Here is a 21,703-nt window from a genome sequence, read left to right on the forward strand (position 1 = left end):
TTGTACTATAAACAGAATCTCTATTCAGACCTGGAATTCCAGAAGCCATGTTCAACTTACTTAAATTCATAGATATGAGTTTGTAGTATAGCCAGAGTAAATCAGTTTCATGTTTTAATTTAACGAAATAGCTCGTATCAATAGCCCAAAAGTTAGTTCTTGAATATGATATGGCTCCAATAGTGCCTTTTCGTCCAATTATTATTCCTGGGCCTTTAGAAATATAATCAGAGTGCCAACCGACTGTGCCATTTGAGCCATAAACTGGGTAGCTTCCATTATCTCGATCTTTTTTAACTAAAGACTTTCCATATTCAAAAATGAAATAATCTCCAAATTTTACAACTTCCCACTCTTCTGGAATAACTCCCAATTCCGTTTTCTTATATCCCTCAGGAACTGAAACATTTTTTGTCATTTACAAACCCTTTTCCACTTCAAATCTGAATTTACCAAGCAGTGCTTGGCGAATTTAAAATTTTACAAAGTTAAATGTATTTCTCTTAAATTAATTACACAGTGCGTGATTAATTTATAAATTTTCAAAGTTGGCTGACGTTCCTCTTTAATTCTTAGTAAGTTGCTAACTACTGAATTGTCAGTAAATTGTTAGTATTTTGATACTTTACTTTTACAGGATGTCTAATGTTTGCGTTTTTTTCTCAAAGTCGCATAGTTCCAGCCGCGCTGAGGCGCGTGACAATAATGACTGGAAAAAGCTACTCAGGCTGCCCCGAAATAGTTATTTCTCTCAAATGGTCACTTGCCGCGTAATTAAATTCTAAATTTCAAAAATAAACCCGAAAAACAAGAAGATTCTCACTCCTCATATCCCAAATTTTTTAAATAAACCTGCATTTCGCCATAGGACTCGTCCCTCTGCCTGATAAGCTCTTTTAACTCTTCGTTGACCGCCGCCACATCAATTTCAGGTTCAGCCTCTGAGGTGTCCACGTACAGGGAAACGTTGAGGTTGTAATCGTTTTCGACAATGTTCTCTTTCCCGATTACGGCACAGAACTTTTCAATGTCTTCAAAACCGTCAAAAGCAGATACGATCTTTTTAATATTGCTGTCCCGCAGGAAATTCTGGGCTTTTCCTTCTTCATATTCGGAAGAGGCGTCTATAAACAGGATTTTGCCTTTTCGCGGCTGAGATTTGTTTTTGTTGAAAATTAAGATCGTGCCAGGGCTGCCTGTGTTGTAGAAGAGGTTCTGGGGGAGGGCGAGGACAGCTTCTATCTGGTCATCGTCAACATAGCCCTGGCGGGAGACTTTTTCCTGGCCGCCGCGGAAGAGAACGCCGTTGTCAAGCACAATTCCGAGGACTCCCGACGAGTTCAGGGTTGCAGTCATGTGCTGAATCCACATCCAATCGGCGGATGAGGCGGAGGGGAGCGCGTATTTCACGCGAGAATGGGGGTCGCCTTTTGCAAGCCAGTCTCTTGACCATTCTTTCTGGTTCCACATCGGGTTGGCTAAAACGCGGTCGAAAAGCATCAGTTCGCCGTTGTCAAGCAGCTTGGGATCGGCCATAGTGTCGCCTTTTTCAATCCTGGCGTCGAGGATATCGTGCAGGAGCATATTCATCTTGCAGATGGCCCAGGTATTGAGGTTCTTTTCCTGCCCATACAGGGAAATCCTATCCTGGCTTTTACCGTGTTCCTGTAAATAGTGAATGCATTCGATAAGCATCCCGCCTGAACCGCATGTGGGGTCGCAGATACGCATATCTTCGGCAGGCTTAACCAACTTTACCAGGAGCCTAACCACTTCTTCAGGGGTATAGAATTCCCCTCCTTTCTTTCCTGCATCGTCTGCGAAGTGTTTGATCAGGTATTCGTAGGAACGGCCCAGCATATCCTTGTTTTCAAGGGAATGGTTTGCAAGGTTGTATTTTCCGAAATGGGTGATAAGCTTCTGCAAGACTGCATCGGATATGCGTTCCTTGTCGTTAAAATCAATAGCAACAAGAACACCTTCAAGGGAGCGGTTTTCGTGTTCCAGGGCTTCAAAGGCTTTATTGATGGCCTCGCCTATGTCAGAGGATTTCTTTTCAAGTTCAGGCCAGCGGGCGCGGGGTGGGACAAAGAAGCTTCCTCCGTGCTCGTCCTTGTCGGATAAGGCAATCTCTGTTGCCTTCTCTTCAGGCATGCCTTCTTTTACGAGCTCTTCCGTAACCCGACTGACGTTTTCCTCAAACTGGTCAGAGAGCCTTTTTAGAAAAAGCATTCCGAAAATATAGTGCTTATACTCGGAACTGTCGATTGAGCCCCGCAGAATGTCTGCGGCTTTAAAAAGGTGAGAGTTGAGTTCGTTGAGGGTTAAAGACATGTTTTTGGGTCCTGTTCTGGTGATAATAAAAACTGTAGTTTAAAATTCTGCATGTGAAGTGAAGGGGTTGGAATCAAATTATATGACAATGTCTAATTAATAATATAGTAAAAAGCTTGCGATTTGGAATTATTCTTCGACCGGAGTATTTATCCAACGAAACTCGATCTATTTTTTAACTGTAAAGATGTTTGATCGTGGTTTTTTGGTCGCAGTGTTTTGGTCATGAAGGTGAGTTATTGAAAACCGTAAGCATGAGAATCTCTCTAGATTTTCAAACACGGCGAATAAAATAAGAAAGGTACTTTTATAAAAGATGTTTAAAAAGCTGTTTTATAAAGCAATTTCGATATGTTAAATGCTGTCAACACAAAATATACAGCGGATAGGCGAGTGCGGAAAAAGAATAATGGTAAGCGTGTTTGCGCTGCTTTCTCCCCATCATCGCATTACCTCCGGACACGCCTGTGCCCCTCAATCCGCACAGATCTTAAATTTACCCTGTTCTTTCACTTTTGCATCTCACTTTTCTTCACAAGACCTCAGTTCTTATTTTCCTCAAATCCTTTTCCTTAAATCCTTCTCGAAATTCCGGCTGCAGATGAGGAAGGATCAGGTTTGGAAAGTTTATTTTTCACTCCAAGTATTCTCACAATCACCATGCTGATCTCAAAAAAGATTACCATGGGCACGGCAACCATCATCTGGCTGAAGACATCTGCCCCTGGAGTAACAACAGCTGCAATAAACATGACGAGGACATAGATGTGCTTGCGGTAGGTCACAAGAGTACTGTATTTTACAAATCCGTTTCGAGTCAGGAAAGTGAGCACTATCGGGAGCTCGAAGACCAGACCGAAGATTGCTGTGGTTGATGCTATAAATGAGATGAACTTGAAGATCGAATAAGTTGCAGTCACCCCTGAACTTGCTGCATCCATGTAGAGGTACTTAAGAAAGAGGGGCAGCATGAGAAAGTAAGAATATGAAGCCCCAAAGACGAACATGACAATGGCAGCTACGCCCAGGAAAACAAACTGGCCCGCTCCTATAGATACAGGAATTTTAACCGAATATCGCTTTGAAATAGCCCGATAAACATAAAATGCAATAATAGGCAGGGTAATGAGTACTCCTATTATGATAGAGAGCTTTAGCTCCAGCATCATTACTTCCAGAGGAGACACATAAACCAGCTTTGCCCCCTCGGGAAGAAGGTCATTTTTCATAATCTCTATCAAAGAGCCCGTAAACTGGAAAGAGGCAATAATGCCTGTGAAAAGGACCGCAGCAATCACAATCAGTTTATTTCGCAGGGTCAGCAGGATCGCACTAAGATTTTCAATGGCTTCAGACATATGGAGTACCTATCCGGAGAAGCAAAAGGAAATTCGTTACCCTCTATCAGGGAACTTTTACATCCATTGCAGAGATTAAATCATCAACTTTCTTTTACCTATTTTGTTTTTTCGCTTTGATTTTATCCGGCTCCTTTCATGGAATCATTTATATTTCCTGAAATTGCCAGCCATTCAGGAAGAAATTCAATTAACTGAGGCTACAAAATCCGAGTAAGGAAACAATTATATTTGAGTACCTGAAAGCGGGAAAGAACAGTTATTTTAACTGTATTATTTTAACTGTGTTATACTAATTATCTTAATCAGGTTATATTAGTTATTTTAACTGTATTATTTTAACTTTATTATATTAATTATCTTAATCAGGTTATATTAGTTATTTTAACTATATTATATTAATTATCTTAATCAGCTTATATTAATTATCTTGAATGATCATATTATAATGATTCAAATGCCATAAATATTCAGGTATGCGTTTATGCGTTTATCAGATATGTGTCTATCAGGTATGCAAATATATAGTAGAAAGATATTGTGGAAAGGGATCGTAAGATAGATTGCGAAGATATCTTGCACCGGGAAATTGGAGTATCTTCAAAAGGGTTCCGGATTCACATTAAATATATGTTCCGATATTAATATATTTATCCAGGTACATATAAGAGCGGAAAAAAATGGACTCACAGCACACAGTCGATGGAACCACTTCCACCGGAAAAGCATCGGGAATGAATTCGTATACATCCGGTGCCCCAGGAGATATCGAAGAACCCCTTATGGCTCACCTGTTCGAGCTAAGGAATCGGCTGGCAATTGTTTTAATCTGGCTCGTTCTGGGAATAATTATTGCTTTTCCATTCTCGGCAAAGGGAATGCTGCTCGTCTGGAAGGATTTTATAAATTCTGACCTGTATATGACCGCGTATTCGCCTCTTGAATGGACCTTTGCCCGCCTCAAGCTCTGCCTTGTCTTTGCCGTTGCTATTTCACTTCCGCAGCTCTTCTACCAGCTTTACAGGTTTGCAGGCAAAGGGCTTTATCCACATGAGAGACGCTTTTTTCTCAAGGTTATTCCGGCATCTTTCCTGCTTTTCATCTTCGGGACCTCAGTCGGTTACTTCATCGTCTTACCTGTGATGTTCAAATACATTCTCTTTTACTCAGGAGATATGGCTACCGCCCAGCTTTCAGTCCAGGAAACCCTTTCAGCCGTGACCACCATCCTGGTAGGTTTCGGGGTTGTATTCCAGCTTCCTCTGCTTGTGGTCTTTTCCGTGAAGATGGGGCTTGTAGAGTACCAGACTCTCAAGAAACAGAGGGTACTTGTCTACAGTGTGATTATGGCATTTTCTCTATTCCTTTCCCCTGACCCGACTTTTATTGCCCAGATTCTTGTAGCGTTTTTGCTGGCAGTCCTTTTTGAATTCAGCCTATTGCTGATAAGGATATTTTGATAGCCATTTTGCCCATTTAATGGAATCAGTTATATTAAAAAATAGGGTTTTTTAAACTATCTGCAGACTAAGCCAGTCCACCGATCTATTTACAAGAACTTTTATATTTGATTGTTGATAATAACAAACAATGATAGGCACACAAGAATTGATAGTAATTCTTATCGCTGCTCTCTTTCTCTTTGGGCCCCAGAAGCTTCCTGAGCTTGCACGGTCTTTAGGAAGTGCAATGGGGGAGTTTAAAAAAGCACAGCGCGCCTCTGAGCTTGAGCTCACTCACTTCGACGCCTACACCCGAAAGGCTGCGAATACAGTCGTTCCTGAGGAAAAAGAGAAAGAGAAGGAACAAAAGGATACTTCAGGCAGCAGTAAAGAAATAAAAACCGATACATATTTAAAAACCGATACAGACCTGGATAATAAGCCGGAAGCTGGAAAATCTATCCCTGAAAAGGAAGAGTCCCGGAAAAACTGAAATACGGGGATCAAACTAAAATAAAAGGAAATAGATCTGAAAGGTAAGAACTAAAGTAAAAAGAATTAAATAATATAAAATATCCAAAATAATAAATAAAAATAGAAACTTTATATAACATAAAAAGTCTTAGCCTAACTTAGAGATATTGACAATTTTCAGATCAATTATTACCTGCTGAAAACTTTATATTTATTTAAGAAAACGAAAAGCTTGAGGTCAAGCCATGATAGGCACAAATGAACTTATAATGATTTTTGGGGTTGTTGTGATTCTTTTTGGGGCAAGCAAACTTCCGGAACTTGCCCGGTCCATGGGAAGTTCAATGGGAGAATTCAAAAAAGCCCAGAAAGAATCCGAACTAAACCTGAGGGAATTTGAAAAATCCATAAAGGAGCCCACCGCTCCAAAGAGCAAGGTACAGGAAACCGCTCAGAAACTCGGGATTGATATAAGAGGCAAGACCGATGACCAGCTTCTGGACGATATCCAGAGATCCTCAGAAAAGCCAAAAGAAGTTTCCGAACCCTGAAAAAGACCTGAAAAGTAAATTTCCCATTTTTTCACGGGATTTTATCAGGTTTAACCTTTTATTGAAGCCTGTCATTTTATATTCATTTTTAATTGAAGTTTCTATTTTTATCCTTAACTGAATCAGGTATGAAACAAGTTTCTCAGGAGGCCTTTTTTGGTAGAGATGATAAGTGAAGTTGACAAAAACGATAATTTCCTTGGTTTGCGTGAGCGAGAGGAGTTTTATTCGGGAAAGCATATTCACAGGGCTGCTCAACTTATCCTGCTGAATCCTGAAAACAAAATGCTTATCCAGAAAAGAGCGCCTCAAAAACGGTGGTATCCGGACCGTTATACATATTCGGTAAGCGGTACTGTAGCGGATGAATCTTATGAAGCCTGCATGAAGAGAGAAATGCTTGAAGAAATAGGAATATCGGTCCCTTTCAGAAAACTGTTTAAAGTTTCCTGTATCTTCGAAAACAAGGGAGCCGTCAATACGGTATTTTCAGGCAGATGTTCGGAAAAAACTACAAGCTTAATCAGACCTGATCCGGAAGAAGCAGTCTATGTAGAGTGGATAGAACTCGAAGAACTGTACAGAGCAGTTAAAACGGAACCTGAAAAATATACACCTTCCCTGAGAGCAGGAATTACAAAAGTCTTTCAAGAAGGGTACGGGAAATATCTTTTTGGAAAAAAATAAAAACTACTTAAGTGGATAAAAGAGACTTAATAGACTTAATATATTCTGTCTTTTGTTTTTATTCTGTCTTTTGCTTTATAATTTCCGTATAATTGTTCTGGTTTTAATATTCATTTTCACCAGATGTCTTTTTTGAGTCGGCATAATCTCCTGTGATGGGAATATGTTCCCCACATTTAGGACAGGTTTTTTCAGGTGTGATGTCGTACTTTTCTATTTCGAAAAAGCTGCGCAAAATCAGCATTTTTCCACAGTTCGGACAAAAAGTGTTGTTGCGCTCACTGCCAGGGACATTGCCCATATAGACATACTTCAGCCCCTCTTCAGTTGCGATTTTACAGGCGTCCTGCATGGTTTTCACAGGCGTCGGGGAGAGATCCTGCATTTTGTACTGGGGATGGAAACGTGTAAAATGCAGGGGAGTCTCAGGTCCCATGTTTTCGTACATCCATTTTGAAAGTTCTCTGAGCTCTTCAAGGGAATCGTTTACGCTAGGAATAATCAGGGTCGTAATTTCCACATGGATTCCGAGTTCTTTTGCAAGGATAGAGGCCTCGAGCACAGGAGCCAGTTTTGCGCTGGCAACATCGTGATAAAATTTTTCATTGAAAGCCTTGATATCGATATTTGCGGCATCCAGATAGGGTGCTATATGCCTCAGGGCGTCAGGAGTCATATACCCATTTGTCACATAGATTGTGGCAAGCCCTGCATCTTTTGCCAATTTTGCACATTCATAGGTATATTCGTGCCAGATTGTGGGCTCGTTGTATGTCCAGGCGATTGACTTTGAGCGTGAGAGAAGCGCTCTCTCGATCAGCTCTTCAGGAAGAACATCCATTGTATAAGAGTCCTCGAGGCAGGCCTGAGAAATCGACCAGTTCTGGCAGTGTTTGCAGCGGAAGTTGCATCCTATTGAACCTACTGAGTAAACGTAAGACCCTGGATAAAAGTGATAAAGCGGCTTCTTTTCTATAGGGTCAACTGCTTCGCTTGAAACAGTCCCGTAAATAAGAGTATATAATTTCCCTTCTCTATTCTCTCTAACCCCGCAAAAACCTTTTTTTCCGGAGGCAATTCTACAACTCTGGGCGCAGAGCATGCAGTGTACTTTATTGTCTCCGATTTTCTCGTAGAACATCGCTTCTTTTATCACATTAATCCCCATTTAGAAATTGTTTTTCAGCATAATAACGTTGCTGTTACAGATTTTTCAGGCGAGAAAATCTTTTCAGAAGGGTCAGTCTTCAGTATATAAAAAAATGCTTCAGAACACAACTGCCCACTCAATTTTACGTTCTTCGCGTTTTGAATCAAATCTAAGCTTTTGGGTCTGTTATAATAACTAATAGTTACCTGTTCAAACCCCTTAAAGCAAGAAAGATTGCATGAACTCCCTTTTTCCCTGCTAAACTAAGGCCTACTTTTCCGTTAAATTAGATGATAAAAGAAATTATAAAAGCAGATCGGAATTCAGCTTAAAAGAGATAAAAAATCAACGGAAAAAGAGTAGAAACTCAGGAGAACTTTCAGATTTAAGAATTTTTTCAGGCAAGAACATCGACATAATCTACCGGCCTTTTGAAAACAGCTGTTATCATACCATTTTCGTCGATCTCGTCCGCAAACTTGATGAGTTCCCAGCCTTCAGTTCCGAGGCTATTAAGATCTTCTTTTGTCTTTGACCACTCGCTGAACCTTATCTCTTTAACATCATATTCCCAGACGGTCACTCGCATTCATCTCCAGTAAAGTTGGATAAGATTAATTCATATATTAACTGGTGGCATCTGCTATATTTATCTTTTTAAAAAATAGATTTGCGATCAAATCAACTTAAATTGCTCTCGGGATTGAGTAAGATCTCCGGCGGCTTTATACAAAGAAAATGAAGAAAAGGAAAAAGAAGAAGAAAAAGAAGATTATGCGGAGTTAATCAAAAATTAATTCAAATCTCAACCAGTTTATATTCCCTGCTTCCAAGGCCTATTTTTTCCCCGTACTCAAGCTGGTAGGTCCCATCGACCATAGGCCATGCGCCCCTGAACTTATCGGCCCCTGCTTCGTGGTTGAAGTGCAGGGAGGAGCTCACAAGCCCTTTCTGCCTGTTTACGAGGTCGTAGCTTGCCTGATCAAGGGCAACAGGATCTTTTGAGGCGAGAATTCCTATATCCGGAACAATAGGAGCGTCACTCCAGGGCACGCAGTCACAGTCAGGAGTAACTTTAAGCAGGAAGTTGATATAACCGACCCGGCCTTCTTTTCCCTTTACCGCTCCGTATGCATACTCTGTGAGGCATTCCAGAAACTCAGGGATGTCGTGTTCCCAATCTATATCAATAGCATTTGAAGGGCACGCTTCCATACACTGTCCGCAGCTTATACAGACCTCAGGCTCGATCATTGAGACCTCCCCTACAAGGGAAGCGGCTCCTACAGGGCAGACCTCAACGCATTTCCCGCAGCCTATGCATTTTTCTTCAACCACATGAGGGCTTGTCCTGAAATGCTGTTCTTTCTTGCCGGCTGCAGGAGCACAGCCCATGGCAAGATTCTTAACAGCTCCTCCGAAGCCCGCCACAATGTGCCCTTTAAAATGGGACATCACAATCATGGAATCTGCGGCAGCAATATCCGACCCTATTTTTACGGACTTGAAATGCTTCTGCCCGATCTCAACTTCTGCAACGTTCTGGCTCTTCAATCCATCCGAGATTATAAGCGGAGCCCTGACAACGGAATAATCGAAACCATGTTCTATCGCTGTAGTCAGGTGGTCAACTGCATTATGCCTGCTGCCTGAGTAAAGAGTATTCGTGTCAGTAACAAACGGTTTTGCTCCGACTCCCCGAATCTTTTCTACAACCTGCCGCACAAAAACAGGGTTGATGTATCCGTCGTTTCCATACTCTCCAAAATGAATTTTAATTGCAGTGAGGTCGTCTGATCCCAGCAGCTCAACAAAACCTGCCTCATCAAAAAGCCTCTGAATCTTGCTGATCGTACTATCCTGCGGATTTCTCGCTCTCAAGTCTGCGAAATAAACTTCACTTGCCATGTAAGTCCCTCCGAAAATCTGAATTAATGCTTTTATCCATGAAAACTATACAGTTAAGAAAGTGTTTTTTACTTTTAGGTATTGCGCTGTTTGAAGAGAACGAAAAACACTGCTTCAGTCGATTAAATTCACACAGCACGCCGAGGCAGTAAAATATAACATATAATGCTAAGAGACTAATAAATTCCTGCTAAGAGACTGATAAATTCTTTATAAATCTGCCTAATATGCTTTATTTCATAGTTTCCCCGTAGATTTCTTATATTTTTTAATATCCACCGCTATTTTCCTGCATTTCTCCTTTTCAAGCCGTTTCAGCCCAATTTCAGCTTTTTTCGACTGGAATATGAGTTCTCCAGTTAATCTGTGATAACTGGCAAGCCGTTCCTCAGGAATAAGCCCGTCCTCAACCGCCTTCAGTACAGCACAGCCTAGTTCGTCGCGGTGAGTGCAATCTTTAAACTTGCAATTGCAGGCTGCGTCAACGATCTCGGAAAAAGCTTTTTCAAGCCCTTCTGCAGAGTCTCCGAGCTGGATTTCCCTGATTCCGGGGTTGTCTATAAGAACCGCTCCATTTGGAAGCAGAAACAGCTGACGGACTGTAGTTGTATGCCTGCCTTTTTCATCGTCTTTCCGGATATCTGCGGTTTTCTGGACGGTTTCGCCAAGAAAAGCGTTGATAAGCGTGGATTTTCCAACGCCGGAGGAACCTATTAATGCAATTGTTTCCCCCGGATTGAGGTAAGGGTTAAGTGCATCAAGCCCGTTTTTTGAAAGGGCGCTTAATGGAATAACCGGCACGTCACCTGCAATGGACCGGATTTTCTCTACCAGCCGGGTAGGATTATCTTCAAGGTCGATTTTGTTAAGTAAAATCACAGGGTTTGCCCCGGAAGAATACACAATGGCAAGATACCTCTCAAGCCTTCGAAGGTTGAGATCCTTACCAACAGAAGTCACGATAAAAATGGTATCAAGATTTGCAGTAATTACCTGCTCCCCGCCCCCATCTCCTGCTGCCCCTCTTGAGAGGCAGGTCCTCCTGGGCAGAATATTCACAATCATGCGTGAGCCCAGTTCAGGCTGGTCAAGCAAAACAACAAAATCCCCTACAACCGGCTGCTTCCCAATTTTCTGAAGTGCACCGGAAATTCCCGCCTGTACGACAGCCCCAGAGACAAGGACCTCACAGACCGTTTTATGCCTTGATGCAACTCTTCCGGGAGTGTAGGGACCTTTGTAGGCAGAAAAAGCCAGCTCAAGTTCTTTATTCCACCCTGGAATTTTATCGGCGTCACAGTGAACTGAATTGTGACCTGAGCTTTCCGTTTCGCTATGATTGTTCATAAGATGGAAGTATCCGATTAAATGGATAAATCTTTTGATATTTTGTCCTGAAAAAATTCAATTGTGCCTGAAAATTCCTTCTTATTCCGGCTGAAGAAGTTCCTTCTAGAGAATTGATTTCATTTAAAATTTTCTTTCCCAGTTTCAAATTATTTTTATAGTAAAGTAACAAATTCAAAATAATGATCGATTCTGCATCTTTACAAATAATTGCAATTTTTATTGTCATTGTTATAGCCGTTTTACTTATATTCTCACGTTTAGGAAAAAGGCTCGATAAGGCTGGCAAATAAATTAAAAGCTATGCTAAAGAGGAAGAAAACGAGAACGAGAATGAAAAAGAGGATGCAATGGCGATTGGACTTTCCCTCGGCATGTCGTTCGGTTTGATGTTTGGAATTATTATACACAATATAGCTCTGGGAGTTGCTCTTGGACTCGCTTTTGGAATGGTTTTGGGAGCAGCTTTTGGGGAAAAAGAGAGGAAATAGTACGTGAAAAATAAATAATAACGTACTTTCATTCCAAACTGACATGATATTCTTCAAATCCTATATTCGGCAGGTCGACATTTAATTTTCAATAATTTTTGTTGATGGCGATTTTGAAATGATGCTCCATAATTGTGTGCAGTTGTTAGGTTTACATATGACCAATTATTAATTTTTCATACAAAACTTCAATGAAAAAATGATTCAGTACTCATATATGTCGTGGGAGTTGAGCCACACGTTAACCAACTTTAAACCTAATATATAATTAGCTAATATTCAAAAAAAGCATCAGAAAAAATATTTTCATTTCTAATGTCGACCTGCCGAAAGCAGGTTATAAGGATTGTAATCGGTTAAAAGTTTTAATGATTTTTAATTTTACGTTCATCGCTAGAATCTGCACTAAGTCAAAGTTACAAGAAAAGATTATATTGTATTGTGTAAAGTATATAGATGGTCAAAAATCAACTCAAGACTCATAAAAGTGAGGTATGCAAGGTGATGATTGGAGTCTCTGAAATACTGCTCATGCTCGGTGTGCTATTACTTCTTATATTTATAGTACTGTTCTTGAAAATAATTTATAAATCAAAAAAAAATTGACGGTAATCCAAACCAAAAATTTAAAAAGTACCTCTTAAGATCCCGTCCTTTAAGCAATTAACTAGTTATTCTCGCAAGAATTACACTTAAAATTTTAATCTTTTATGGATCTGGAGGAAATTTTGTTCCTGCCTTTTCTCGTTCCTACAATCACAGGTTTTGTTTTAAATCCTATGTATTCTGAAGATATAACTTTAAAAAAGTAAAAATTAGTGAACTATTGATTAATCTACACTTCATCCAGGTATCTCTGCAGCTTATCCGCAAGTTTGCCAATATGAATACCATCAACAAATGCATGATGAACCTGGACTGCAAACGGCATCATAAATTTGCTTTCTCTTTCATGATATTTTCCCCAATCAAATATGGGTTGCGCTTTTTCCCGGTTTCCGAAATCCGTGTGCGAAATATGCGTAAACGTTATCCACGGCAAGGCAGAGAATTGATATACATCATTTTCTACAGGTCCTGTAAAATATAGCGGCATACGTTAATATATCAGTTGCTAGAGAGGATATACTATGAAAATTTTCTATTTAAAGCAGGACTTTACTGTACAACAATGGCTTGAGATAGTAAATATTAGGGAAAACACAATAAATAGTTACCTACTTGGTATGCAAGCTTACACTGAGTTTACTAATAAGAATCCTGAACAATTGCTAAACGAAGCCGATAAAGAACAAGACGATAACATAAAAGTCAGAAACAGGGCTGTAAACAAATACCTGTGTGGATTCAGGAACCACTTGCAGCAACAAGGACTTGCACCACTAACAATTAAAAATTATATTAATGGTGCTAAATCATTCTACAGGGCTTTCGACATTGAATTTAAATCAGTTAAACAAGAGGGAGTCACTGTAAAACAAGAAAACAGGAAAATACCAACTATTGAGGACATCAGGGACGTTTTGAAAGTCTGTGATCCTTTTGAGAAAGCGTTAATCTTAGTTGGTTGCAGTAGCGGACTAGACGGAAGCACAATCTGTAATATCACAGTCGAACAGTTTAAAAAAGGGTATGATTCCAAAACTGGCATAACTACTTTAATTTTGCGAAGACAAAAGACTGATGTGGACTTTGTAACTTTTTTAACTCCAGAGGCTTCTGAAGCTGTTTGGAACTATTTGAACTACAGAGCAAGAACCGTAGACACTACATTAAAAAACAGATTAGATCAACTTGCAAAACAAAAGGTTTATGCGGACACTAACTATCTGTTTATCCTCAGAAAAGTACATGTTGACTTTCTCAAAGATTTTGACGAAGAGAAGCGAAAGATTAATAGATCTCCTTTAATGAAAATCTACCGTGAAATCTCCACAAAAGCCAATAAAAGTACAGAAAAAGGTAAATTTAACTATATACGCTCTCACAACTGTCGTAAGTTCTTTGATAGTACAATGCTCAATAATGGATGTGACTATCTCCACACAGAAGAGTACATGGGCCATGCTCTCCCAGGTACACAAGGACATTATTTTACACCTAATGTGGATGAATTAAAAACATACTATACTAAATTTATACCTTACTTGACAATTCAGAAAAAGCTAAATGTTAGTGAGTCTCCTGAATATCAAAGTATAAAAAGTGAAAATGATATACTCAGAGCAGAAACAGCTAAGCATGTTGTAGAGAGAAGCGAATTAACAGAATTAAAAGCAGAAATGGATAGAATAAAAGCAAGGGAATTAGAAGTTGAATATAATAAACAAGAGATTCAAAAAGCACTAGCAACTTTACATTCTACACCACTGCCAGAACTTGACCCAAATGCAACATCAGAAGAACGAGAAATGTATCAAAAAATGCTCAGTAAACACTATGAAAACCAGTCATATCTAAAGGCTATAAAAATGATGGTCGATATGAAATAATATAAGGTTCTCTGTGACTACCCTCAAAACATTTTATTTTTCTACTTTTTCAATATTCTTTCTTCTATCTAAATTTTTATTTCTATGTCACGATAATAATAACAACAACTTAATCGTATCAGATTTTTTATATCTCTTAGTAAAAATTTAAACACATGTCTGACGTAATAATATATAATGTTTGCGAAAGATTTTGATGAACTGCTGCAATATAATAATTAAATCTGTTCATATAGTTTGAGCTTATATTATATATACTCTAAAATTTACACACATGGACGTGAGTTTCTAAAAATGTGTGTTGCAGTAGATTTTTTAAGTTGGATTCTTGGTGACTGAGAAAAGTAAATACTAAAAAGTTAAACCATTACGACGAGATAAAGGCAGAAATTCTTGATTTTGTAAATGCAAACAAAGAATACTGTGACGGTGTTGCTATTAGCGGCAATACAATTCTACGCTTCTTTTACAGTATCGAGGGGGTACGGTACTGACTACACTAAAACACCTTTTTTCAAACCAACTGTGTGGGATATACTAAGGGGCAGAGAAGAAGGAAATAGAAGCTTCTCGCCTAATTTATGCTGGTTTGAAAGGAGGAGGACACGTGCTCTGGTGATTTCTCTTGCACTTTTATGTCCTTTTCTCACAAAGTTAAGAAGGAAGTTTACCTCGTGATCTTCAAGGTTAATCGTTAGCATGAAGATGTAAAGGGATTCAGAGCATATTAAGTTAACAAATAATTAAATTTTCGAGACACTAGGTTATTTCATAACATGCTCTTAGTATGATGTTCTCGTGGATGTGACCGTAGGGGGCAGATTTAATTAAAGACCCCCACTCCTCTTTAGACTTGACCTTGTTTATTACATCGGGAGCGCGGAGGATCACGAATACCCCTTCCTTTACAGGCTGTCCGACAATTCAATTTCAGGGCAAAAACATGTGAAAAATAAGGCATATAAAGCCTTTAAACTGAAAAAGAAGGAATCTTTTAATTAGTGGGAGTAATTATCGGACAGCCTGTTTAGGGTGGGGTGGCCGCCCGCAATTTGATTTTCTCAGTCACTGAAGATGGAATGATGTAGTATTCGTTAGTGTCCTTCCTGTGACCCCAGACATCTCCTTCAATAAGCTGGATTCTCTGCATTTCAAGGAACGTCTCTATGGATTTTGAAACCGTACTCATGTAGGATTTAGGTAACTGAATTACCTCAATTTTCGGGCAGGTTTTGACCAATCCAAATATATCCTTGTTCGACGGCCTGAAGGCCAAGTGAACAACACACTCATTAGGATTTAATGTAAAGATTTCTTCTCTGGAACCAACTACTTGAATTCTCAGATTTTTCCCCCATTACAAACTTCTTTTAATTTTACTTTGATATAAAATACATATACTGATTATAAATAATATATCATTGACTAATATTATTTAGATAGTATTCTGGAGATGATGATTATATTAGATCCTCTAATTTGATCTAGAAAAGCCAAAAAAAGAATAGTAACCGATTTTTAAAATTTGTTTTCCTATTTTTGCTTCACTTCTACTCTATTTAATGCTATAATTTATTTTTTATTATTGATTTAGTTTTTTTAGTTCGTCTAGGTCAATTTGTTTTTCGTTGATATCATTGATTAGGCGGTCTAATAACTTTTTCTATATAAGCTCTAAGTGGTTACCTTCCGAAAACACAACCTGGCCAGTAAAGTTGTCCATCTCATAACCCTTGCCCACTTCACCATTTCCCAGGGAAACTTTCTGGACTGGATATAAGGATCACTATCTAACCAGGCTTTAGCATCTGGGGGAAAGTCCATTTTTTCTAAACCTCAAAACGATAACAAGAGAAAGCTGTAGAAATTCGTTAATTTGTAGGGATTTTGTGGGGAAATAAAATTCGATCCTGTAGATACAAAAATCAAACCTGGCCCGCTTCGCAACTCCTGCAGGGGAAGTACGAATTAAACTACGCGGGATTTAAACTGTGCAGGGAAAGTACTGTGAATACGCCAGGTGGGAAAGTCCGTCAGTTCGCCGATCAAGCCTCTTCCAGCATGTGATTTTTGGGTTGAAGTCTGGCTAGAATATTCATCCTGATTTTGTCTTTTTCGTCAGCTGTGGGGCTTGCGTCTATATTCAGGTTCATATTCTGGCTTTGCATGTTAACCTGTGAGACTTTACCATAATCACCGCTGAATCTGCGTTCCAGGATGAACATGGCTGATTTGACATCACCCAACCGCATGGACATTTTAACGGACTCCATGCATTCTTTCATCAAATCACTTTCAGCTGACCGTATTGCTATATACCATTTTGCATACGGTGCCTTACCATCAGCTCCGAGCTTTTCCCAATTGTGCCAGGTCTGATAAGTAACACCTATAGCTTTCGCACAGGCTGCATAGGACAGGCCCAGGCGGATATTATCGGCACAGGTCTTGATTAAATCATCATCAATTCTGCATGGTTTTGTCATATAATTATATTTGAAGGGTTTATATATAAAAATTAAATTGATCTGGAAACATGGAGACTGATAAGGAAAAGAGGAGAGGCTGAAGTTTAGGAGTTTACGAATTTTAGTATCAAAAAGATACCGGAACTAAGACGCGGCCTATACAAGTGTGATAGTTTAGGAAGTTAAGCTTCCTATTATTGCCGCTCGCACTCACAGGAGAGGGAGAAGGGGTTATTTCCATCCTCGCACCTTCAATATCTGGGCATTTGATTTAACCCGGGCACCTGTTAACTTCTCCCTATATTCAGGTGTCCTGCTGTTAAAGTCATCCACAAAGGCGTCAAGGTTAGGGACACATTTATTATAATCGCTAGAGGTAGCAAGCTTAATAAGAGCCTTCTTTAACAGGCTTACTGAACTTAAATCATTTTCGTTATCTTGCGCTTCTCTAACCTCACTATAACCCTCTCTAACCTCTGGGGGGTTAGAGTCGTTTTCGTTATCTTGCTCCTGTGTGTCTTCGTTATTTTCCTGACTATAACCCTTTTTCTCAGAATGAGACTTAAAATTAATTTCTGCTTTTTTGTAACGTTCACAGGAGGAGAGAGGAATATTATTTTCGGTTCCGTTGCAAAAAATAAGGAAATTTTACAAAATCGTTGAAAACCTTCACAATAAGGTAATTAGAGTGATCAAATTTGGGTTAAAATAATATGTAAAGGAAATAATAATAGCCTCAACGTACAGAAAAATTATTTTTGCAAAAGAACCAAATTTGTTAGCCGATGACAAATGAAGGGAATCTAGGATGTGGTGCCCATGAAATACTTTCTCCAGGAAGGAAGTAAAGGAGACTTTTTATCTGGATTTAAATCGAAAAATGAGAATCTTCAGTTAATATCCCCTCACACAAGTCTGCCGAAAAGTAAGGTTTTAAAGGCGCGAGTAAAACTTTTTCCAGATTGTCTGGATACATTAGCTATTGCTATTTCCTTTTATATTTTATTTGTATATGGCTCATTAAGCGTATATCTATTTTTAATATTTTTCTTATTATTTTTTGATCGTCCCAGTAATGTCGTAGTAGTGTCTGGGAAAGTAACAATTAATAGACCTATGCGCAGGCCTGTAGTGATACTAATAGAGGACATAATGCAAATCTCGGGAAAAAAGAACAGTAACTATTCTCTGCGCTGGATATTCCGCTTAATTTACATCGGCTTATTATTGTATGATTTGATTAATTATTGGAACATTAAGGATTTTGATTATCTAGTACAGACGCTTTTATCTCTATCATTTTTAGTACTCATCTCTGAATATTGGGTGCCTTATGAATGTGACCTCAAAATAATAACCTCACGCTCAGTCGTTAGATTTTGGCCATTCTCAAACCTGAAATTACGGATCTATATCTATACTAAAAAGCAGGAAGGGCTCATAAGAATCCTCAAAGAAGAGATCAAATAGGGAAAATAGGTTATGGCAACGATTTTTTCTTTGAGTAAACAGAATTGGATAAAACATTAATTCAAATTTCCCATTAGTAGTCCAAAAGGTATATTTCTATTGTAATATTTTGGCGTAGCCTCTAATATTTATTATTGTGGGGCAATATTCGCTCAAATTTCCTTTCTAAAAATTCCCCATTCTATGAGCCTCTTTTCTATATCCCTCATTTCGTAATCAGTAAAAGAAAGGCTCTGGTAATGTCTAAGACTGGTAATAGGGTCATGTCCTTGTCTACTGTATATTTCAATCTCTGGTATGCCTGCTTTCAGCATCCAGCTTTCAATTGTCTTCCTGGGAGTCTTTGGATTGACCTTTGGAATAATACCGGCTTTGTAGCTCCATCTTTCAAGGTCCTCAAACCAAGTATTACGTGCTGGTGGTTTCTTGCACTCTAGGAAAGCCTTAAAGAGATATGGAAATGTAGCAGGTAACTTATCAATTGTTCTCTTTACAAGTTTTTGTTTTACTTTCCTCTGTGCCTCTTTAGGAAGGATAATCTGATTTCTTTCTGTATAGTACCATTCTTCGTTATCATGTAGCCTTTGAAGCTCTACGTACCGAAGGCCTGTAATTGTATTGACTTCAAAAATAGGTCTAAACTTCATTGGAATGAAATTAACAAATCGGTCATATTCCGCAACTGTGAGAACCTTTGTTCCATCAGAGGTTACAAGTCCATTATCCATGAGAAATGGTAAACGAACGAAATATTAAAAGGTTCGTATTTGGTGAAGAATATTCTAAATATAGATCGAAAAATAAGTGATTTTCCCTTAAAATACGAACGTTCTATGTGAAAGGTTGTAGTAAAATTCAGGGAAATATTAAGGTTCATGTCCACAGACCTCCTGAAGTAACGCACAATGAAACTCCCGAGGAATTCCATATTCCCACTGGACTATGCCGGAAGATTTAAATCAAATTTACTGCGGAAGGTCTCTTGACATGAACATTAGCCATTGTCACGTGATTGATGTTTCATACAGTTGAAGGTTTAATGCTATTGATTTCTCAGTTCAACCGTGTAAGTCCTATTTGATCATCTTAATTTGTCTTCTCTGTTTTTGGTGTTTCTGTTTTTGGTGCCTCTGTTTTTGGTGTTTCTGTTTTTGGTGCCTCTGTTTTTGGTGTCTTTTTCTTTAGTGTCTCTCTCTTGGGTATATCCCTATAATATCCATATGGAAGTTTATATATATGCTTCTTACTACTACCGACGTAATTTTCAATCTCAAAAAAGTATTTGCTCGACTTGAAAGTATTGTGAGCTTGTTTTGCCCATCCTTCAATCGTATAAGACGGCGGAATATTTCCCTCATTTTCATCTAAATAATCAATTTCATAAATAATCCTTTTATCTGATTTTTTATCTAATTTAATATCTGAAAATCTAGAACGATAAGTTTCTTTCTTCCCGATTCTCCCAAATGATTGAGCTGTGTCACAATAAGATAATAAAAAGGCTAAAGGAAATGATTCAAATGATATCCTCGTCATCTCTTTTTCCATCAAGTTTTCATATCGGTTATGAATTGAAATTGCAAAAGCAGCATACAAACAATCGTCTTTTATGCTCCCATACTCTGAACTTATGCTCTTATAGTCTGAAAAATAATTAAGGACCAAGAGAGCGCTTAAAACACCATGATCATGACTATATAAAATCGCATCTAAATAATTTCTCATTAACACATCAGGATTTGTATCTCCGTGTTTATTAAAAAAACTCTGTAAGTCAGTTAAATGTTTCGGAAAATTACTTTCTTTTTTCAATAACTGCTCCCAATTGAAGTTAACAACAAATTCTTGATTAAAAACATCCTTGAAGAAAATTTCAAGTTCGGGGCCAATCTTTTCAAATATGTATGCATGGTCATGAAAAAATGATATTAAAAACCAAATTCTTAAGACGTTAAATTCAGGAATTTTTAATTGCTTCTGAGATTTACCCAAAGCTAATATCATACTCTTTTGTATTTGTGTTTGAAAGAAATCAAACTCTATCAAATTTATGATTATATAACCACTAACAAACACATGAAACTCATGCATGAAATGATCTCTATAATCATTTAATCCATCAAGCAATAGTTCTTCGTGTTTTTTAAATTTATCTAGAAAATCAGTAAAAGGTTTCGATTTTGATGTAAGCCCAAAATATGTACTAATATTGTTTATGTATCTTGCTACTCTATCTAAAATTTCATTATAACCCACATATTCTTTCCTCTTTAATACATAAAATAGATGTAAGGTATCAATATAGATTTTTCCATTGATAGAATCCTTAGGAGGGCATTTCATTTTTTTTAAACAGTTTAATAAACCTTCGCCCCCAAATAGAGTTTCATAAGAACCTCTACTAAATTGAGATTGTGATGTATGTATAAGCTGTACGAATAAAGGTATATACTCATTAATAGACTTACATGCATTCCGAAATTCTGTCTTACTCACAAAGTCGTCGTCATTGTAATTTTTACTAGGATCATAAAATTCAAAAGTCAAAACTCCAATCGCTTTTTCCTTGTATAATAAAGGAAAACCAATAGACATCTCAGTCGGAGGTTTAATATTATGTTTAGAATTTAGACTGGCTGAAGCTTTATTAACATTAAGATCTTTTTTAGAACTTTTCAACGAATATTTGGTTCTGTAAATAAAAGATGTAATACCCTCATTGTAAATCATACTATTTTCAGGAATATCTGTTTTGTCCTTGTATTTTTTAAAAATTACATACTTTTGAGGTCTATTTCCAGGATCATAATTCCAATAATCTTTCCCATCGTTCTTCTTTTCTTGTGACACGTCTATAAATTTTAAAATTTCAATAAATTCACTTATCTCAGATTCAATTCTATTGCCTGATTTATCATCTGTTTGTGTAGGTATACATAATTGATCCGGAATTATTAATTCTAAATGCTCTTCTGTTTTAATTGTACCTAATTTATCAAAAACAATAGCTTTTTCTTCCGGATATTTTCCAGTTTTATCATAATCATTGGAAGGATTAGACTCCTTAAATTTCTCATAAGCCTCTTTCATTTCCTTGATTCTTATTTCTAAAATCTCACGTTTTTCATCAGGATCCATTTCTTTATTAATTAAATATAAGTAACAAGCATCTGCACCAAAAACTTTTCTGAAAAGCTCAAGAAATTTTTTAATTGTATATTTTATATTTGTTACTTCTTCAGTTACCTTATCTGTAAATACAAATCCATCTTTTTTAATTATTTCTGTTTCTTTGCCCATAAATATTGCTTCCCATAACTAAAAATTAAGGTTGTGTTGCAAATTTTTTTCTTGCACTTTGAGGCTATATAGTTAGCTTTCTATGCCAATTTTTCGATGACAAGATTGATAAACTTTCCTAATTCAGTACTTCGCTAAAAATCTCTCCTCCATGTTTTTTTCCTGATTCATTTACCTCAAACACTCTACCATTAGCCTAACGTTCATGTCCACAGACCTCTTGCAGTAAAT

17 protein-coding genes and 2 pseudogenes are annotated in these 21,703 nt (G+C 37.9%); 6 read left to right on the forward strand and 13 right to left on the reverse strand.

The window, feature by feature from the left end; genetic code table 11:
- From RG963_RS12630 to tatC (RG963_RS12640), 3 genes are all read right to left on the reverse strand, one after another.
- On the reverse strand, positions 1-418 hold a 418-nt coding region (locus RG963_RS12630), incomplete at its 3' end, for a restriction endonuclease subunit S (RefSeq protein ID WP_310576635.1).
- Positions 419-819: 401 nt separating this feature from the next.
- Complete coding sequence (locus RG963_RS12635) at positions 820-2,334, reverse strand: type I restriction-modification system subunit M (RefSeq protein ID WP_310576636.1); 1,515 nt, start codon at positions 2,332-2,334, stop codon at positions 820-822.
- 572 nt (positions 2,335-2,906) lie between these two features.
- On the reverse strand, positions 2,907-3,692 hold the full coding sequence (gene tatC, locus RG963_RS12640; protein ID WP_310576637.1) for a Sec-independent protein translocase TatC: 786 nt from the start codon (positions 3,690-3,692) through the stop codon (positions 2,907-2,909).
- Between the two features lie 680 nt (positions 3,693-4,372).
- Here tatC (RG963_RS12640) and tatC (RG963_RS12645) point away from each other — a divergent pair.
- The 4 genes from tatC (RG963_RS12645) (at position 4,373) to RG963_RS12660 (ending at position 6,846) form a co-directional block, all read left to right on the forward strand.
- Positions 4,373-5,152 carry a twin-arginine translocase subunit TatC gene (tatC, locus tag RG963_RS12645; RefSeq protein ID WP_310576638.1) on the forward strand — a complete coding sequence of 260 codons (780 nt, stop codon included), beginning with the start codon at positions 4,373-4,375 and terminating at the stop codon, positions 5,150-5,152.
- A 130-nt stretch (positions 5,153-5,282) separates the two neighbouring features.
- Complete coding sequence (locus tag RG963_RS12650; protein ID WP_310576639.1) at positions 5,283-5,627, forward strand: Sec-independent protein translocase subunit TatA/TatB; 345 nt, start codon at positions 5,283-5,285, stop codon at positions 5,625-5,627.
- A gap of 226 nt (positions 5,628-5,853) precedes the next feature.
- Positions 5,854-6,159, forward strand: a complete 306-nt coding sequence (locus tag RG963_RS12655) for a twin-arginine translocase TatA/TatE family subunit (RefSeq protein ID WP_310576640.1) — start codon at positions 5,854-5,856, stop codon at positions 6,157-6,159.
- Positions 6,160-6,324: 165 nt separating this feature from the next.
- Positions 6,325-6,846, forward strand: coding sequence for a Nudix hydrolase (locus RG963_RS12660; RefSeq protein ID WP_310576651.1), 522 nt, complete (start codon positions 6,325-6,327; stop codon positions 6,844-6,846).
- A gap of 103 nt (positions 6,847-6,949) precedes the next feature.
- Here the strand turns inward: RG963_RS12660 and amrS are convergent, their stop codons facing one another.
- From amrS to rsgA, 4 genes are all read right to left on the reverse strand, one after another.
- Complete coding sequence (amrS, locus tag RG963_RS12665) at positions 6,950-8,002, reverse strand: AmmeMemoRadiSam system radical SAM enzyme (RefSeq protein WP_310576641.1); 1,053 nt, start codon at positions 8,000-8,002, stop codon at positions 6,950-6,952.
- Positions 8,003-8,393: 391 nt separating this feature from the next.
- The gene (locus tag RG963_RS12670) at positions 8,394-8,579 is read right to left on the reverse strand and encodes a hypothetical protein (RefSeq protein ID WP_310576642.1); all 186 of its coding nucleotides are present in this window, start codon (positions 8,577-8,579) and stop codon (positions 8,394-8,396) included.
- 215 nt (positions 8,580-8,794) lie between these two features.
- Positions 8,795-9,904, reverse strand: coding sequence for a DUF362 domain-containing protein (locus RG963_RS12675; RefSeq protein ID WP_310576643.1), 1,110 nt, complete (start codon positions 9,902-9,904; stop codon positions 8,795-8,797).
- 237 nt (positions 9,905-10,141) lie between these two features.
- Positions 10,142-11,251 (reverse strand): ribosome small subunit-dependent GTPase A, encoded by a 1,110-nt coding sequence (gene rsgA / locus RG963_RS12680; RefSeq protein WP_310576644.1) that lies wholly within the window; start codon positions 11,249-11,251, stop codon positions 10,142-10,144.
- 350 nt (positions 11,252-11,601) lie between these two features.
- Between rsgA and RG963_RS12685 the strand changes: the two genes are divergently transcribed.
- On the forward strand, positions 11,602-11,742 hold the full coding sequence (locus RG963_RS12685) for a hypothetical protein (protein ID WP_310576645.1): 141 nt from the start codon (positions 11,602-11,604) through the stop codon (positions 11,740-11,742).
- 835 nt (positions 11,743-12,577) lie between these two features.
- Here RG963_RS12685 and RG963_RS12690 read toward each other — a convergent pair.
- Complete coding sequence (locus tag RG963_RS12690) at positions 12,578-12,838, reverse strand: CatA-like O-acetyltransferase (RefSeq protein ID WP_310576646.1); 261 nt, start codon at positions 12,836-12,838, stop codon at positions 12,578-12,580.
- 34 nt (positions 12,839-12,872) lie between these two features.
- On the opposite strand from RG963_RS12690, the gene RG963_RS12695 reads away from it, so the two are divergent.
- On the forward strand, positions 12,873-14,234 hold the full coding sequence (locus RG963_RS12695; protein ID WP_310576647.1) for a tyrosine-type recombinase/integrase: 1,362 nt from the start codon (positions 12,873-12,875) through the stop codon (positions 14,232-14,234).
- Positions 14,235-14,812: 578 nt separating this feature from the next.
- On the opposite strand, the pseudogene RG963_RS12700 reads toward RG963_RS12695, so the two are convergent.
- The 5 genes and pseudogenes from RG963_RS12700 to RG963_RS12720 form a co-directional block, all read right to left on the reverse strand.
- A pseudogene (locus RG963_RS12700) lies at positions 14,813-14,935 on the reverse strand (IS630 family transposase); the annotation flags it as partial.
- Positions 14,936-15,285: 350 nt separating this feature from the next.
- Positions 15,286-15,579, reverse strand: a pseudogene (locus RG963_RS12705) (DUF1699 family protein); the annotation flags it as partial.
- Positions 15,580-16,279: 700 nt separating this feature from the next.
- Positions 16,280-16,720, reverse strand: a complete 441-nt coding sequence (locus RG963_RS12710) for a hypothetical protein (protein ID WP_310576648.1) — start codon at positions 16,718-16,720, stop codon at positions 16,280-16,282.
- A gap of 1,604 nt (positions 16,721-18,324) precedes the next feature.
- Positions 18,325-18,900 (reverse strand): site-specific integrase, encoded by a 576-nt coding sequence (locus RG963_RS12715; protein WP_310576649.1) that lies wholly within the window; start codon positions 18,898-18,900, stop codon positions 18,325-18,327.
- A 358-nt stretch (positions 18,901-19,258) separates the two neighbouring features.
- Entirely contained in the window at positions 19,259-21,472 is a 2,214-nt protein-coding gene (locus tag RG963_RS12720) for a hypothetical protein (RefSeq protein ID WP_310576650.1), read from the reverse strand.
- Positions 21,473-21,703 lie beyond the last annotated feature (231 nt).

Source organism: Methanosarcina baikalica (assembly GCF_031461075.1).
In the GTDB taxonomy this organism is placed as follows: Archaea; Halobacteriota; Methanosarcinia; order Methanosarcinales; family Methanosarcinaceae; genus Methanosarcina; species Methanosarcina baikalica.